The sequence below is a fragment of the Acinetobacter sp. 70_2 genome, assembly GCF_056736115.1.
This window is the reverse complement of sequence record NZ_JBWZIP010000013.1, coordinates 308,812-325,918: the sequence shown is the minus strand read 5'-3', so window position 1 is coordinate 325,918 and position 17,107 is coordinate 308,812. Positions and strand designations below refer to the sequence as shown.

Sequence of the window (17,107 nt, the reverse complement as noted above, 5' to 3'; positions counted from 1 at the left end):
GGTTCTCCCTCAAAAAATGTCGCTATAGGGTCTCTCGACCCTTTTATCTATATAGGTTCTTTTTATCAACATACAAGAGTTAATCGGATTTCGCCAATCTTTTTCTCTCATTTTCTTTATTAATTTGAAGAAGCCTGAAATTTAAGTTGGCGTAATTGTTTTGCGTGCTGCAAGGTTGTTTCATTAATTTCAACACCGCCCGACATACGTGCCAACTCAAAAATAATCTGATTTTCATCGAGTTGTACAATGGTACTGCTTGCCGGATCAGTTTGTTGCTTTTTAACTAACAAATGTTGATCAGATTGTGCAGCGACCTGTGCTTGGTGAGTAATACATAGCAGTTGGACATGTTGAGCCAAGTCAGCAAGTAAACGTCCAACCACTTCAGCTGTACCACCACTAATCCCGACATCAATCTCGTCAAATACCAAAACTTCTGCCTCAGTCTTTTCAGCATTCATCACTTGCATAACAAGTGCAATACGTGAAAGCTCACCACCAGATGCCACTCGTGCCAATGGTTGTGGTGGTATGCCTTTGTTGGCAGTAAATAAAAGTTGAATGAAGCTTAGACCTTCCGAACTTGGCTGTTCTAATGGTTCAAACTTAAACTCAAAGTGAGCCTCAGGTAGCGCTAAAGGTTTCACTTGTTCAGTTAATTGTTTTGCAAGTGGGATAGCAGCTTCACGACGAATATTGTCTAAATGATGGGCTTTTTCTAAAAATTCTTGGTGTGACTTTTCTACTTGCTCTGCCAGAGTTTCTGGGTCTTCAAGCTGATGTAACTGTTCAAGCTCATTTTGCCAAGTTTCATATTCTTCTTTAAGTGTCTCTGGCTGAGTACGATATTTACGTGCTAGACGATGGAAAACTTCCAATTTGGAATTCAGTTCTTCCATCCGTTCAGGGTCAAAGCTCTGACGGTCAATAAACTGACGTAAATTTGATGTGGCATCATCAATTTCACTTTGAGCATTGAGTAAAGAATTATAAATTTCAGAAAGCTGTTCACTACGCCCCGCATGAGATTCTAGACGGCGAATGATCGATGACATTTCTTGAGTAATGTTTTGCTCAGCTTCATCAAGCGCATTCAGGCTATAGCTACAATCTTGCATGATATGTTCATGATGACTGAGGCGGTCGAACTCTTGCTCGATTTCTTTGTAATCAGTTTGAATGATTTCTTCAAGCTCTTCGATTTGTAGCTCTAAAGTCGCAATACGTTGTAGACGGGTTGCTTGAGCATCTAAAGCTGCTTGGTGTAAACGAATTGTGCGTTGCCATGTGCTATAGGCCTCACGAACATCGTTTGCTTCTACATAAAAATTGTTATAACGGTCTAACCAATGCTTTGGATAAGGTGGCTCAAGTAGCTGTTGTTGGCTGTGCTGGCTATATAATTGAACCAATAAACGACCTAATTCTTTAAGCTCAGAGAGGCTGCTCGGACGTCCATTAACCCAAGCTTTACTGCGACCAGTTGCAAAAATAACACGACGTAAATGAATTTCCCCAGAGTCATCATCTAGCTCATGGTCTTGTAGCCATTTTGCTTCTGGGCTATTGTCCTGATAAGTAAAAACAGCGGTGATATCCGCTTTGTCTGAACCATAGCGGACATAATTTGTATCTGTACGTTCCCCTAAGCAGGCAGAAAGTGCATCCAGTAATAATGATTTTCCGGCACCTGTCTCACCTGTTAGAACATTAAATCCTTGTTCTATATCAATAGCTAAATGATCAGCTAATGCAAAATTGATTAAAGTTAAATGTGTGAGCATAAACGCATCCAACGCGCCAAATTATGGGTTAAAGATAGAGAAGTTTTGAATTTGCTACAAGTGATCTATTATTCTAACTGAAATAATAGAACAGCAAGATTGCGGATCTTTACAATGAAAAAAACATTAAGCTTACCGAAAGCACCCATAGGAATGATGAACCGCCATAAAAAAATTAATCCTGCTGAAATGAATAAAATTTTAAATCAGCATTTTAATGCATTTAAACAGGCTGCTGCACAAGGCGATTATGCCAAAGCTTATCAGCATGTAAAAAAAGCGGTAAATCTAGTACCACAGCATCCGGGAGCATTATCTGATTTAGCTTATACTGAGCTGCGGTTACGCCGTTATGAAGATGCATATCAACATTATATGCAAGCCATTAAAGCAAGTGGTTCTAACGTTAATACAAACTTATATGATGGACTCACAGAGGTTTGTCATCATTTAAATAAAAAAGAAGAAACAATCAAATTTGGGCGCTTAGCAATTACAACAAAAAAAGAGCTAGCGAAGAGCGAACCTGTTTTATCGATTCCAGATCATGCACCACCAGCATTTAGTACAAACCCTGAAGAAAATATTATTGCCTTCTCATTATTTGGGGCAAATCCTCGCTATTGTGAAACCTCTATTTTAAATACTCAGCTAGCTAAACAGATTTATCCAGAATGGACGTGTCGATTTTATGTCGATGATACTGTACCAGTGCTGGTACAACAGCGATTAAAAGAAAAGGGCGCGCAAGTCATCCAAGTTACAGATTCTCAAAAACAACTATCTGGACTGTTTTGGCGCTTTTTTGTGATGGATGATCCTACAATTAAACGCTTTCTAATACGTGATGCCGATTCAATTGTGTCGCACCGCGAAAAGGCGGCTGTAGATGCATGGCTCAAAAGTGATGCGTGGTTTCATTTAATGAGAGATAGTTATTCTCATACTGAATTGATTTTGGCGGGTATGTGGGGTGGATGCTCAGGTATTTTTCATAATATTGAAGCACATATCAGAGATTATGTTGCCACTGGAAGGTATCCGGACAATCGAGTCATAGATCAACATTATCTACGTTATTGTATTTGGCCGACTTTAAAACAAAGTGTGCTTGTACATGATAGCCAGCAATTTGATGAAAATAGTGCCGATTTTCCAGTTTATGAGTCAGCTTCAATGCAAAATGACCCAGACAATTTTCATGTTGGCATGGATAATGGTTCACCAGTGGTTACAACTGCTGTTACTCACCTAACAGCAGAGAAAGTTTATTGGGTTTTACTCGATGAAAATCACGATGAAGTTTGCAGATATGATGCAATAGTGTCGAAGAGTCGAAATATTGAAGTAAATTTACCCCACGCTTTTGCTAAAAAAATTCAGTTACAGCAGTGGAAATTACAAGTCTATCCATATGAAAACTGATTGATTAGTTATTTAGGCACAATTAAACTACATTCATCATAATTTATATAAATGCGGCATTATCTGGAGAGTGTGCATGAGTTCAACCCAATTTGATCATGTAACGGTCATCAAAAAATCAAATGTTTATTTTGGTGGAGCATGTATCAGCCATACCGTGCAATTTGAAGATGGAACGAAAAAAACATTAGGTGTTATTTTGCCGACTGAGCAGCCTTTAACATTTGAAACACACGTTCCTGAGCGTATGGAAATTATTTCAGGTGAATGTCGCGTTAAAATTGCAGACAGCAATGAAAGTGAATTGTTCCGTGCTGGTCAATCATTTTATGTACCAGGTAATAGCGTTTTCAAAATCGAGACTGATGAAGTACTCGATTATGTTTGCCACTTAGAAGGCTAAGAAATTACTGTTTAAATCGGGTACACTATGCCCAAAGAAATCCTGTGAAGTCGGCTTTACAGGATTTTTATTTTTTGCTCAAACGTTGTTAGAGGTCATGCATGGCAAAACCGGAATATTATTATGGCGTTCACTCAGTGGAGTCATTGTTAGAACTTGAGCCGGAGCGCGTGCTGACCTTGTTTACATTGAAAGGGCGCGACGATCAGCGTTTGCAGAAGATTCTGCAATTGGCTGAGCCTTTTGGAATTAGTGTACAAAAAGCAAGTCGTGATAGCCTCGAAAAGCTTGCGGGCTTGCCATTTCACCAAGGCGTAGTGGCAGCAGTACGTCCGCACCCAATTTTAAATGAAAAAGATCTAGATCAGATCATGGCTGAAACTCCAGATGCTTTATTACTGGCATTAGATCAGGTGACCGATCCACATAACTTAGGCGCTTGTATTCGTACAGCCGCTGCAATGGGTGTTCAGGCCGTGATAGTGCCTCGTGATCGTTCAGCAAGTTTAACCCCAACTGCTCGTAAAGTTGCAGCGGGTGGGGCCGAAAAAGTTAAGTTCATTCAAGTAACAAACTTAGCGCGTACATTAGCCCATCTTAAAGAAACCACTCATACCCGTGTGATTGGCACCATGCTTGATGAAAGTGCATTACCAATTCAAAAATGTGATTTCTCTGGTCCAGTCGTGATCGTGATGGGAGCTGAAGATACGGGTTTGCGTCCAATCACTCAGGCACAGTGTGATCATAAAGTTTATATTCCAATGTCTGGAAACTTGCAGAGTCTAAACGTAAGCGTGGCAACAGGTATGGCACTTTATGAGGCCTGCCGTCAGCGTTCTGAGATATAATAGAGCTGCCTTTCTAGTGTGTAAGCAGTCTTAGTATGTCTCCCCGTAAGCAAGGGTATTTCTTTGTATTGGTAACCATGTGCATTTGGGGCGGGTTTACGCTTTTTGCCCGTTTAAATGCACAGTGGCACATCAGTGCTTGGGATATTGCAGCATTGCGCTTTGCTATAGCCTTCCTAATTTTAATGCCTATCTTAATTTATAAAAAAGATCTCGCTTTTTTATGGAGTAAGCATGCGGTTATTTTGGCATTGATTGGCGGAGTCATTTATTGTCTTACCGTCTACACCGCGTTTCTCTATGCTCCTGCTGCACATGCTGCCATTTTTTTAAATGGTTGTATCCCTATCTGCACAGCTATAGCTGCCTATATTTTATTTAGACAACCATTTGATAAGCATACATGGGTGAGTCTGGCAATTATGATCACTGCCTTGGCTCTCATGAGTGTTTTGATGCTGCAAGGTAATGCTTCTGCTTTTGGCGTAGGTGATTTACTTCTATTTATCAGTGCGGTTTGGTGGGGTATTTTCACTGTATTACTTAAACAGTGGAAACTTTCTGCATGGCACTCTATGGCAAGTGTTGCGATTTGGTCTGCAATTATTTACTTACCCATCTATGCTTTATTTTTACCAAAGCATTTCATGGAAGTTAGTCCTGTTCATTTAGCGATACAGGGCATTTTCCACGGTGTATTTGTCGTTATTATCGCAACTTTGACTTATGTTGCTGCCATTCAGCGACTAGGTGCTTTTAAAACGGGAAGTATTGTGACTTTGGCGCCGTTTATTGCCGCTATTTTAGCTGTACCTTTACTTGGCGAGTCATTAAGCCCATCAATTGTGGTGGGCTTAGTCGGCATGGGAATAGGTGCTTTACAGCCTTGGCGTTGGTTTAGACAAGATAGCCTGACACAAAAAATTAAGCAGCAAAATAAGCAAAATTAGTTTGTGCGCTTCAAATAGCTTTGATGTAAAGGCTCTAATTGCTGATATAAATGTTCGAGTAATCCGTCATTAAACACAATGTCATTAGCAAGTTCGCGTTTACGCTCGCGTGGCATTTGTGCGGCAATAATTTTCTGAATTTGTTCTTGGTTTTGCCCATCTCGCTGGCTTGCACGCTGAATTTGAGTTTGTTCGCTCGCATCAACTAATAAGGTGTGATTAACCAATTCATGCTGGTTGGTTTCAAAAAGAAGTGGTGAAACTAAAATCACATAGGGACTTTTGGGATTTTGTAGCTGTTGAATAATAGATTGACGGATTGCAGGATGGGTAATTTGTTCAAGTGTGTGGCGCGCTTCTGGATTTTGGAAAATATATTCACGTAAGGCGCGGCGGTCTAAACTACCATCGGGTTGAAGTACCCAGTCTCCAAAAGTTTGTTGAATTTTTTGAAGAGCAGGCTGGCCTTTTTCAACTACTTCACGCGCAACAATGTCGGCATCGACGACTTGGATTCCTTGAGACTCAAACCATTGTGTTGCAGCAGATTTTCCACTGCCAATTCCACCTGTGATTCCCAGAATAAAAGCCATCTTAACCTCCCAAATAAATTTTCATAATCTGATCACCCCATAAAAAGGCAACCCAACCAGCAATGGCAATATATGGCCCAAAAGCAAAAGGCTGATTGTCATTTCTTAATTTTAATAAAATGATGCCAATGATTGCGCCAAGTAACGATGACAATAACACAATTAATGGCAGCATCAATGGTCCCATCCATGCACCTAAGGCTGCAAGTAACTTAAAGTCGCCGTAACCCATACCTTCTTTGCCAGTAATCACTTTAAAGAGGTAATAGACAATCCAAAGACATAGAAAGCCGATAAGGTAGCCCCAAATGGCCGAGTTGGGTGAGGTATAAATATTAAAGGTATTAATACCTAAGCCAAGGGCAGCTAAAGGTAGGGTAAAGCGATCAGGCAAAAGTTGTGTATCAAAGTCAATAAAGGTGAGGGCAATTAGTATCCATGTGAGGACTAGGCCGAAAAGCATTTGTACGGTTGGGCCAAACACCATAACCACCACCAGTGAACATAGCATGGTGAGTAGTTCAATCGCTGGATAGCGAATGCTGATCGGGTGCTGACAGTGTCCACATTTTCCTCTTAGCATTAACCAGCTTATGACAGGAATATTTTGATACCAAGGAATCTGTTGATGACATGAGGGGCATGAGGAAGCAGGTTTGCTTAATGTCAGTTTTTCATGGTCAATAATCGGTTGTTCTGGATTGAGGAGCATTTGACATTCTTGCTGCCAGTCTTGCTCCATCATCTTTGGAGTGCGATAAATCACTACATTTAGAAAGCTACCAATACATAGGCTCACGAGTGCAACAGCAATATAAAGAGCAGTTAAGTTTTGAATAAAATAAGCAATGATTTCTTGCATTATACAACTGAGCCCATTTGGAAAATTGGAAGATACATAGCAATTACTAGACCGCCTACAAGTACTCCTAAAATTGCCATAATTAAAGGTTCCATCATAGAAGTTAAACCATCAACGGCATTATCCACTTCATTTTCATAATAAGTGGCAACTTTATCGAGCATGCTGTCTAGTGCACCCGATTCTTCACCAATTGCCACCATTTGTATAGCCATAGAAGGAAAACGATTAGAGACCCGCATAGCAAACTGAAGCTGTTGACCCGTTGCGACATCTTCACGAATTTTCATAACGGCTTTTTCATAGATGACATTATTGGTTGCACCAGCAGTCGACTCAAGCGCATCAATGAGTGGAACCCCGGCTGCAAATGTTGTGGCAAGCGTACGGCTATAACGGGCAATAATTGCTTTATAGACCAAGTCTCCAAAAATAGGTAATTTAAGCGTTAATTTATCCAAGCCATCACGGAACTTTTTACTACGTTTTTTTGCTTCTAGAAAAGCGACAATAATTGCGCCAAATGCAATAATCATGATGAACCAATATTCTTGCATCCATTTCGACATATTCACGACCATTTGTGTGAATGCTGGTAATTCTGCTCCAAATGAAGAAAATAGATCCTGAAAAACGGGTACGACTTTAACCATCAAAATAATAGTCACCACAATCGCTACTACAATAACTGTTGCTGGGTATTTCATTGCTTTCTTGATTTTCTGCTTGAGCAATTCACTTTTTTCTTTGTAAATCGCCACACGGTCCAGCATAGTTTCAAGTGCACCTGATTGTTCACCTGACTCTACAAGTGAACAAAACAAGTTATCAAAATGTTGAGGATACTTTCTTAAAGCGGAAGCAAAGGTACTTCCACCTTCAACTTCACCTTTAATACCAAGTACTACCTCACGCATAGCTGGGTTTTCCAAACCTTCAGCGACAATTTCAAAGCCTTGTACTAGTGGTACACCGGCTTTCATCATGGTCGCAAGTTGTCGAGTGAAAATCGTAATATCAAGTGTTGTTACTTTTTTCTTGAATAAACCTTCAAGAATATTTTTACGTTTCTCACGTATGGTTCGAACAGTAACCCCTTGTTTACGTAAGGTCACTTTAGCTAAAGCCATATTTTTAGCTGGAAGTTCCCCCTTAATTTTTACGCCCTTACGGTCAACCCCTTCATAAGCAAAAGTCGGCATCATTTGTGCCTTTTTGACAGCCATTAGATTATCCTTATTTTAAATAATGTCTTATTCACTGGTCACACGGTTAACTTCTTGTAGAGAGGTCACACCTTGCATTACCTTTTTTAAACCTGAACGACGTAGATTATTAAACCCCAGTTTTTCAGAAGCAGCCGCGATTTCTAAAGCATTGCCATCTTCCATAATAATCTTGGAAATTTCAGGTGTAACTTTCATTACTTCATAAATACCGACACGGCCTTTATAGCCTTCACGACATTCAGAACAACCTACCGGTTGAAAAACGCAAAAGTCTGGATGTGCTAAGTCTTGTTCAGTAAAACCCATTTCTAATAGGCTTTGTTTAGGAATATCAGCAGGTATTTTGCACTGAGAGCAAAGACGTCGCGCTAAACGCTGGGCAATAACTAAGTTTACTGATGTTGCAATATTGAAAGAGGGAACCCCCATATTGCGTAGACGGGTTAGTGTTTCTGGAGCACTGTTGGTATGTAGCGTCGACATCACCATGTGTCCCGTTTGTGCAGCTTTAATTGCGATTTCTGCTGTTTCCAAGTCACGAATCTCACCCACCATAATAATGTCAGGGTCTTGACGTAAAAAAGATTTAAGCGCGGCAGCAAAAGTGAGACCTACTTTTGGGTTCACGTTAACCTGATTAATACCTTCAAGATTGATCTCCACTGGATCTTCGGCAGTAGAAATATTAGAACTTTCAGTATTTAAAATATTCAAACCTGTATATAAAGATACAGTTTTACCAGAACCTGTTGGACCTGTGATTAAAAGCATGCCCTGTGGTTTATCTAAAGCTTCCATAAATAAAGCTTTTTGTTCTTCTTCGTATCCTAATGCGTCAATTCCCAGCATTGCACTTGATGGGTCAAGAATACGAAGAACTAACTTTTCACCAAATAAGGTCGGAAGAGAGTTCACACGGAAATCAATTGCTTTGGTCTTTGATAGTTTGAGTTTGATACGACCATCTTGTGGAACACGTTTTTCGGAAATGTCCATTTGAGACATTACTTTTAAACGTGATGCCAAACGGTTCGCAAGCTGTAAAGGTGGATTGGCAATTTGACGTAACACACCATCGACACGATAACGTACCCGATATGACTTTTCATACGGTTCAAAATGTAAATCTGAAGCACCCATACGAATGGCATCAATGAGCAACTTATTAATATATTTAACAATAGGTGCTTCATCACCTTGTGGCGTTTCTTCTTCATCCTCTTGAGTGGTAGGGCCATCAAGACTGACATCAAGATCAAACTCTTCATCATTAAAGTCAAAGCTGCTTTCTTCTGCAAAATGCTGACCTAAAACTTTTTCTAGTTTATGGTGCTCGACAATGACAGGCTCAACCATCAGTTTGCTGTTAAAACGGATCGCATCAATCGCTTCAATATTGCTTGGATTGCTGGTCGCGACATATAAAATTTGCCCTCTTTGAATAAGGGGCAAAATTCGATGTTTTAAAATCAGTTTTTGATCGACCAGATCTTTAGGAATCTGAGATGTGTCATATACATCAAGATCAAAATATGGTTCAGCAAACTCAGCAGAGATTGTTTCAGCCAATAAAGAAGGGGAGAGATGAACCTCTTCAATTAAATATGCGACTGTATCCTGCTTAGCTCTCTTTGCTGCATCTAATGCATTTTGCATGGTCGCTGCCGACACATGCTTTTCTTCGACTAAACGCCGAAAAAACCCCGTAAATTTTGGAGATGTATGTAATGCTGACATCTGCCTGCCTATGCTAATGTGTTTATAATTGGTATATGAAAAATTATACTTTTGTTATGTAAAATTACTACCTTATAAAATGTTGCTCTAGTCCTACTCAGACTGTTAAAGCTTGAACCAGTCGAAGTTTTTATAGATTAATTTTTAAAATGTTTAAGTTTGAGTCCTTATAAAGTTTTTTTTAATTTCAAAGAGTAGAAAAGATATAAGTAATCCCATTAAAGAAAAGTATCTGAAATTTGTATAAATGCGTGTAGAATGTGCTGCATTTTTGATGAAAGGTGAGCAGTATGTCGGGTTCGACGATTACGCCTTGGGTAGTTGGCAACTGGAAAATGAATCCAATGCGTGCTAACGCCAACCAACTTATAGAAGAATTTAAACAATTATTGCAACAAAACCAAATTGCAGATGAAAGCTGCCATGTGGGCGTTGCCCCTGTTTCTATTGCACTTACAACAGTACAGGCGCAATTGCAGGATGCTGCAAGAACAGTATATGCGGTTGCGCAAGATGTATCGCGTGTTGCAGGTACAGGTGCTTATACGGGCGAAGTTAGTGCAGAATTATTAAAAGATAGTCAAATTAATTTCGTACTGGTCGGACACTCTGAACGCCGTGATATTTTTGGCGACAACGTTGAAATTTTGAAAGCGAAACTCCAAAATGCATTAAATGCGGGTTTGACTGTCATTTATTGTGTGGGTGAAAGTCTTGAACAGCGTGAGCAAGGTCAGGCAGAGCAAGTTGTTTTACAGCAAATTTGCGATATTGCACCTGTGGTTACTGCTGAACAATGGCAAAACCAAGTCGTGATTGCTTATGAACCTATTTGGGCAATTGGTACAGGTAAAACAGCTTCTCCACAAGATGCACAAGCGATGCACGCTAAAATTCGTGAAGGCTTATGTCAGCTTACTTCAGCAGGTTCAGATATTGCTATTTTATATGGTGGTAGTGTAAAAGCTGAAAATGCTGTTGAATTGGCTGCATGTCTAGACATTAATGGGGCGTTGGTCGGCGGTGCTTCATTAAATGCAGCATCTTTTTATCAAATTGTACAAGCCTTCGCGCAAAGCAAATAACGAGGATAGGGTATGCACTCTTTTGTACTTGTTGTACATATTATTTTAGCTGTACTGATGATTGCATTGATTTTAGTGCAACATGGTAAAGGCGCAGATGCTGGTGCTTCTTTTGGTGGTGGCGGTGCAGCAACTGTATTTGGTGCATCGGGTTCGGGTAACTTCCTTACACGCCTGACTGCTGTTTTAACTGCATTGTTCTTTGTAACGAGTTTAACTCTCGCTGTTTTTGCGAAAAAACAGACGACGGAAGCATATAGCTTGAAAACTGTACAAACAACAGCACCAGCTCAAACAACATCGCCTGAAACTTCACCAAATGCACCAAAAACGGGTCAATAATTCGAAATAGGGCTTTCCTTTTGCAGTTGGAAGGACTAGAATGCGTCCCACAAGCTGCGGTGGTGGTGGAATTGGTAGACACGCTACCTTGAGGTGGTAGTGCCTTCGGGCGTGGGGGTTCAAGTCCCCCCTTCCGCACCAACTTTGAACCAGAAAGTTGAGTGCAAGCAGTTTATTGATGCGGGATGGAGCAGTCTGGTAGCTCGTCGGGCTCATAACCCGAAGGTCGTTGGTTCAAATCCAGCTCCCGCTACCAATTTGATTAAGGTGCAACTTAATCAAGCGAATATTGGATAAGTTTACATTGACTTTTTTCGATATTTGTATATAATTTTTGCACGTTGATGCGGGATGGAGCAGTCTGGTAGCTCGTCGGGCTCATAACCCGAAGGTCGTTGGTTCAAATCCAGCTCCCGCTACCAAGTTTCTTGAAAGAGGCTCACAGACAGGTGGGCCTTTTTGCACAGTGGACTATTGTTTTCTGTGCTACATAGGGGCGATTAACGCCCTTTTTTATTGGTTATCGTATCGCTATCGTGTAGTGTCGACATCAATTGGTCAAATAGTCATGCTTCACTATAGTAGGTCTGTGTCGGTTAAAACAACCGATTGAATCGCACGAGAATGACGAGAGTAAATGAAATTATCAAATAAATCCCAAGCATTGTATGACATGATTGCTCCAGCAGTGCAGGCATGTGGTGTTGACTTGTGGGGAATCGAATTCCTTCCACAAGGTAAACGTTCATTATTGCGTATTTATATCGATAGACCGGTTGATGAAAATGCTGAACCAGTGATTAATGAAGATGGTGAAGTAGAACAAGGTCGTGGTATTGGCGTACAAGATTGTGTGCGAGTTACACAACAAGTCGGCGCGATGTTGGATGTTCATGATCCGATTTCAGGTGAGTATTCTTTAGAAGTTTCTTCACCAGGTTGGGATCGCCCATTTTTTCAACTCGAACAATTGCAAAGTTACATTGGACAACAAGTTGCTTTGCGTTTAATTGCAGCAGTAGAAAATCGCCGTAAATTTCAAGCAAAACTCCTTGCTGTAGACCTTGAAAATGAAGAGATTCAGGTTGAAGTTGAAGGAAAGCATGTGCTTGATATCGACAGCAACAATATCGATAAAGCAAACTTGATCTATCAAGATTAAATTTATTTAAATTATATAAGAAATCGGTAGGTGACTTATGGGCCGCGAAATTCTTACCGTTGTAGAAACGGTTAGTAATGAAAAAGGTGTTAGTCGTGAAGCGATCTTCGAGGCTTTAGAACAAGCTTTAGTTGCTGCAACGAAGAAAAGATTTTACGAAGGTACGCATGCTGAAGAAGCTCAGCTTCGTGTAGAGATTGATCGTAAAACTGGTGATTACCGTACGTTCCGTCAATGGACTGTAGTGGCAGATGAAGATCATGAAATGCCAGCTTGCCAAGATGCGATTTCTGACGTTGATCCATCTAAATGGTCGATTGGTGACGTGCGTGAACTCGAAGTAGAATCCATTGAGTTTGGTCGTATTGCTGCACAAATTGCAAAACAAGTTATCGTACAAAAAATCCGTGAAGCTGAGCGTGCTTTAGTTGCTGATGCATACGAATCTAAAGTGGGTGAGTTGATCTACGGTGAAGTGAAAAAACAAACCAAAGATGGCTTCATCATTGACTTGGGTGATAACGCAGAAGCTTATCTTGCTCGCGAAGAAATGATTCCTAAAGAAATCCTTCGTCCAAAGCAACGTGTAAACGCTATTTTATATAATGTTAACCGTGAAGGTCGTGGCGCTCAGTTGTTGTTATCACGCGCTAAGCCTGAAATGTTAATTGCTTTGATGAAAAAAGAAATTCCTGAAATTTCTGAAGAAATTATTGAAATTAAAGCAGCAGCACGCCAACCGGGTGTTCGTGCTAAAATTGCAGTGAAAACAAATGATCACCGTATTGATCCTGTAGGTGCATGTATTGGTATGCGTGGTACGCGTATTCAAGCCGTACAACAAGAGTTAAACGGTGAACGTATTGATGTAGTGGTCTGGTCTGATGATCCAGCTCAATACATTGCTAGCGCATTAGAACCAGCTGATGTTTCAGGCATCGTGCTTGATGAAGATGCAAGAAGTGCCGATATTATTTTTGCAACCAGCGATCAATTAGCTCGTGCGATTGGCTCACAAGGTCAAAACGTTCGTTTAGCTTCTGATTTAACTGGCTACAAACTCGACATGATGCTTGAAGAAGAGTATCGTGCTCGTCAGCAAAATGAAGCTCAGCAATATCTCGACATGTTTGTATCACGTTTAGATATTGAAGAAGATTTAGCAATGGCATTGGTAGAAATGGGCTTCACTTCTTTAGAGGAGATTGCTTATGTTCCTGCTGAAACTTTTGACGAAATTGAGCTTGATGCTGAATTGGTTGAGTTATTGCAAAGTCGTGCAAAAGAAGCAGCTCTTACTGATGCTTTGAAACAGCAAGAAAATATTCAAGAACCGAGCGCAGACCTTCTCACAATGGAAGGCATGACTTCTGAGATCGCTTACTCGCTTGCCGCTCGCGGTATTATTACCGTTGATGATTTGGCAGATCAGGCTACTGACGATATCTCTGATATTGAAGGTCTTGGTCATGAAAAAGCTGGTCAATTGATCATGAAAGCTCGCGAATCATGGTTTAACTAGGAGATGAAATATGACGGACAAGTCGATTAAAGAGTTAGCTCTCAGTGTAGGACGTCCTGTTGAGAAGCTCCTAGAACAGGCTCGCGAAGCAGGTTTGCCTCAACGTACAGCAGACGACATTATTACCACTGAACAACAGGACACTTTAGTCAATCATTTGAAAAAAGTGCATGGTCAGGAAAGTGGTAACACAGGAAAAATTGCGTTGAAACGTAAAACAACCAGTACCGCTAAAGTTGCAAGTACTTCAGGTAAAGCAAAAACAATTAACGTAGAAGTACGTAAAAAACAGGTTTTTGCTAAACCAAACCCAGAACAAATTGCAGCAGAAGCTAAAGCGCGTGCAGAAGCAGAAGCTAAAACACGTGCAGATCAACAAGCGCGTGATACTGCAGAGCAAAAAGCGCGTCTTCAAACAGAGCAAAAAGCAAAAGCAACTTTAGATGCGATGCGTGCTGCTCACCAACAAGATAGCGCTGCACAGTCAGCTCCTAAAGCTGCTGTTGTAGTGAAAAAACGTGGTGGTGGTACAGTAAAACCTGCACCAAAACCAGCAGAAACATTAGAGCAAAAGAAAGCGCGTGAAGCTCAAACAGCTCAGTTAAAAGCAACTGAAGAAGCTGCACGTCGTAAAGCGGCTGAAGAAGCTCAGCAACGTACGCTTGAACAAATGCGCAAAATGGCATCTAAATATTCAAATGACGATGCTACTACCACAATTCGTGTAATTGATGATTCTCCACTTGCTTCAGGTCTTGTTGGCCAAGCTTATGAAGATTCATTCAAGCAAGAAGACCGTGAAATTAAACGCGGTGGCGCAACTACTAACCCGCGTGCTGGTAAGAAAGGCGGCCGTCGTGGTCAAGAAGAGCAAAGCTTCGTTAACCATAACAAACGTGGTTTAAAATCAAGCCAAGCAAATAAGCATGGATTTGAAAAGCCAGTTAAAAAGCAAGTCTATGATGTAGAAATCGGTTCAAGTATTGTTGTTGCCGATCTTGCTCAAAAAATGGCGATTAAAGTACGTGAAGTTATCAAAACACTTATGAAAATGGGTGAGTTGGTTAACCAAGATCAAGCTATTGACCAAGATACAGCAGCACTTGTTGTAGAAGAAATGGGACACAATCCTGTTCTAGTTTCTGATACACAAGCGGAAGATAACTTGCTTGAAGCTGCTGAAGAAGCACGTGGTGAGCAAACAACTCGTCCACCAGTTGTTACGATTATGGGTCACGTTGACCATGGTAAAACATCATTGCTTGACCGTATCCGTCGTTCGAAAGTGGCGGCTGGTGAAGCAGGTGGTATTACACAGCATATTGGTGCGTATCACGTTGAAACAGACAAAGGAATTATTACATTCCTTGATACCCCGGGACATGCTGCGTTTACTTCAATGCGTGCACGTGGTGCTAAAGCAACAGATATCGTGGTATTAGTTGTTGCGGCAGATGATGGTGTAATGCCACAAACTGCAGAAGCAATTGATCATGCTCGTGCAGCAGGTACTCCAATTATTGTTGCAATCAACAAAATGGATAAAGAATCTGCTGATCCAGACCGTGTGTTAAATGAATTAACAACGAAACAAATCGTTCCAGAAGAATGGGGTGGTGATGTTCCGATTGCTAAAGTTTCTGCACATACTGGACAAGGTATTGATGAGCTCCTTGATTTAATTCTTATTCAATCAGAATTGATGGAATTAAAAGCATCTGCTGAAGGTGCTGCGCAAGGTGTTGTTATTGAAGCGCGTGTTGATAAAGGCCGTGGTGCAGTAACTTCTATTCTTGTTCAAAACGGTACATTAAATATTGGTGACCTTGTTCTTGCAGGTTCATCTTATGGTCGTGTCCGTGCAATGTCTGATGAAAACGGTAAGCCGATTAAATCAGCAGGACCATCTATTCCAGTAGAAATTCTGGGTCTTCCAGATGCTCCAATGGCAGGTGATGAAGTTCTTGTTGTAAATGACGAGAAGAAAGCACGTGAAGTTGCCGATGCTCGTGCTGACCGTGAACGTCAAAAACGTATTGAACGTCAAAGCGCGATGCGCCTTGAAAATATCATGTCGTCAATGGGCAAAAAAGATGTTCCTACAGTGAACGTTGTTTTAAGAACAGACGTACGTGGTACTTTAGAAGCATTGAATGCTGCTTTATATGAACTCTCTACTGATGAAGTAAAAGTTCGTGTAATTAGTTCGGGTGTTGGGGCGATTACAGAGTCTGATGTGATTCTTGCTGAATCTTCAGAAGCTGTATTGTTAGGCTTCAACGTTCGTGCTGATACAGCTGCTCGTCAACGCAGTGACCAAGACGGTATCGACATTCGTTACTACAGCATCATCTATGAATTGATTGATGATGTGAAAGATGCCATGAGCGGTAAACTTGCTCCTGAACACCGTGAAACAATCTTGGGTGTTGCTGAAGTACGTGAAGTATTCCACTCAAGTAAGTTTGGTGCAGCAGCAGGCTGTATGGTACTTGAAGGTACATTACATCGTAATAAACCGATTCGCGTATTACGTGATGACGTGGTTGTGTTCCAAGGTGAGCTTGAATCATTACGCCGCTATAAAGATGTGGTTGAAGAAGTTCGTGCCGGTATGGAATGTGGTCTTGCGGTGAAAGGTTATAAAGACATCAAAGTACAAGATAAGATCGAAGTATATGATGTTCAATTGATTAAACGGAGTCTTTAATGGCGGGTAGCCAACGCTTAAAGCGAATGGCGGATTCAGTACAGCGTGAGCTGTCTGATCTAATCCGTCAGGAGTTAAAAGATCCGCGTCTGGGTGGTCTAGTGACCATCTCAGCCGTGAAAGTCAGTGCTGATATGGGATATGCTGAAGTTTACGTTACCGTTATGGGACGTGAGCTCGGTGACGAACAAAGTGAAGCAGCGAATAAAGAAACTTTAGATGTATTGAATAAAGCTTCTGGTTTCTTGCGTCATGAACTCAGTCGTCGTATTAAAACCCGTATTACACCTCGCTTACGTTTCCATTACGATAAGACGAATGCATATGGTAACTATATGTTTGGTCTTATTGAAAAAGCGGTACAAGATTTACCTGAACGTAAGTCAGATGACGAAGAGTAATTCGTACTCAAAATAAAAAAGCCACCTTTGGGTGGCTTTTTTATTTGT

Annotated in this window: 15 protein-coding genes and 3 tRNA genes; 13 read left to right on the top strand and 5 right to left on the bottom strand. The window is 40.8% G+C overall.

Features of this window, described 5'->3' with window-relative positions; genetic code table 11:
* Positions 1-119 precede the first annotated feature (119 nt).
* Entirely contained in the window at positions 120-1,787 is a 1,668-nt protein-coding gene (gene recN, locus AC1PJ9_RS07565) for a DNA repair protein RecN (RefSeq protein ID WP_311087012.1), read from the bottom strand.
* 114 nt (positions 1,788-1,901) lie between these two features.
* On the opposite strand from recN, the gene AC1PJ9_RS07560 reads away from it, so the two are divergent.
* From AC1PJ9_RS07560 to AC1PJ9_RS07545, 4 genes are all read left to right on the top strand, one after another.
* The gene (locus AC1PJ9_RS07560) at positions 1,902-3,212 is read left to right on the top strand and encodes a tetratricopeptide repeat protein (RefSeq protein ID WP_311087011.1); all 1,311 of its coding nucleotides are present in this window, start codon (positions 1,902-1,904) and stop codon (positions 3,210-3,212) included.
* A gap of 76 nt (positions 3,213-3,288) precedes the next feature.
* Positions 3,289-3,615, top strand: coding sequence for a pyrimidine/purine nucleoside phosphorylase (gene ppnP, locus AC1PJ9_RS07555; RefSeq protein ID WP_000099685.1), 327 nt, complete (start codon positions 3,289-3,291; stop codon positions 3,613-3,615).
* Positions 3,616-3,716: 101 nt separating this feature from the next.
* Positions 3,717-4,466 carry a 23S rRNA (guanosine(2251)-2'-O)-methyltransferase RlmB gene (gene rlmB / locus AC1PJ9_RS07550; protein WP_263612797.1) on the top strand — a complete coding sequence of 250 codons (750 nt, stop codon included), beginning with the start codon at positions 3,717-3,719 and terminating at the stop codon, positions 4,464-4,466.
* A 35-nt stretch (positions 4,467-4,501) separates the two neighbouring features.
* Positions 4,502-5,416: a DMT family transporter gene (locus AC1PJ9_RS07545; protein ID WP_263612798.1), complete on the top strand. Its 915-nt coding sequence runs from the start codon at positions 4,502-4,504 to the stop codon at positions 5,414-5,416.
* Here the strand turns inward: AC1PJ9_RS07545 and coaE are convergent.
* From coaE to pilB, 4 genes are read right to left on the bottom strand one after another with little or no spacing between them, the layout of a single operon-like run.
* Positions 5,413-6,009 carry a dephospho-CoA kinase gene (gene coaE, locus AC1PJ9_RS07540; protein WP_263612799.1) on the bottom strand — a complete coding sequence of 199 codons (597 nt, stop codon included), beginning with the start codon at positions 6,007-6,009 and terminating at the stop codon, positions 5,413-5,415. The two genes, AC1PJ9_RS07545 and coaE, sit on opposite strands and share 4 nt — an antisense overlap.
* 1 nt (position 6,010) lies before the next feature.
* The gene (locus tag AC1PJ9_RS07535) at positions 6,011-6,871 is read right to left on the bottom strand and encodes a prepilin peptidase (RefSeq protein WP_263612800.1); all 861 of its coding nucleotides are present in this window, start codon (positions 6,869-6,871) and stop codon (positions 6,011-6,013) included.
* A complete protein-coding gene (locus AC1PJ9_RS07530; RefSeq protein ID WP_263612801.1) occupies positions 6,871-8,097 on the bottom strand; it encodes a type II secretion system F family protein in 1,227 nt (408 codons plus the stop codon). Before AC1PJ9_RS07530 ends, AC1PJ9_RS07535 begins: the two co-directional genes overlap by 1 nt.
* Before the next feature lie 27 nt (positions 8,098-8,124).
* Entirely contained in the window at positions 8,125-9,837 is a 1,713-nt protein-coding gene (gene pilB / locus AC1PJ9_RS07525) for a type IV-A pilus assembly ATPase PilB (protein WP_263612802.1), read from the bottom strand.
* 290 nt (positions 9,838-10,127) lie between these two features.
* Here pilB and tpiA point away from each other — a divergent pair, with 290 nt between their 5' ends.
* From tpiA to AC1PJ9_RS07480, 9 genes are all read left to right on the top strand, one after another.
* On the top strand, positions 10,128-10,922 hold the full coding sequence (tpiA, locus tag AC1PJ9_RS07520; RefSeq protein ID WP_311087010.1) for a triose-phosphate isomerase: 795 nt from the start codon (positions 10,128-10,130) through the stop codon (positions 10,920-10,922).
* Between the two features lie 12 nt (positions 10,923-10,934).
* Positions 10,935-11,264 carry a preprotein translocase subunit SecG gene (gene secG / locus AC1PJ9_RS07515; protein WP_002156913.1) on the top strand — a complete coding sequence of 110 codons (330 nt, stop codon included), beginning with the start codon at positions 10,935-10,937 and terminating at the stop codon, positions 11,262-11,264.
* A 56-nt stretch (positions 11,265-11,320) separates the two neighbouring features.
* Positions 11,321-11,405: transfer RNA gene (locus AC1PJ9_RS07510), tRNA-Leu, on the top strand.
* Positions 11,406-11,443: 38 nt separating this feature from the next.
* Positions 11,444-11,520, top strand: a tRNA-Met gene (locus AC1PJ9_RS07505).
* 89 nt (positions 11,521-11,609) lie between these two features.
* Positions 11,610-11,686 (top strand) — tRNA-Met (locus AC1PJ9_RS07500).
* Positions 11,687-11,901: 215 nt separating this feature from the next.
* Positions 11,902-12,426, top strand: coding sequence for a ribosome maturation factor RimP (rimP, locus tag AC1PJ9_RS07495; RefSeq protein WP_151283486.1), 525 nt, complete (start codon positions 11,902-11,904; stop codon positions 12,424-12,426).
* Between the two features lie 37 nt (positions 12,427-12,463).
* Entirely contained in the window at positions 12,464-13,948 is a 1,485-nt protein-coding gene (gene nusA / locus AC1PJ9_RS07490) for a transcription termination factor NusA (protein WP_263612804.1), read from the top strand.
* Between the two features lie 10 nt (positions 13,949-13,958).
* A complete protein-coding gene (gene infB / locus AC1PJ9_RS07485) occupies positions 13,959-16,658 on the top strand; it encodes a translation initiation factor IF-2 (protein WP_311070247.1) in 2,700 nt (899 codons plus the stop codon).
* Positions 16,658-17,059: a ribosome-binding factor A gene (locus tag AC1PJ9_RS07480; protein ID WP_002157043.1), complete on the top strand. Its 402-nt coding sequence runs from the start codon at positions 16,658-16,660 to the stop codon at positions 17,057-17,059. The genes infB and AC1PJ9_RS07480 overlap by 1 nt, the downstream gene beginning before the upstream one ends.
* Positions 17,060-17,107: the final 48 nt, after the last annotated feature.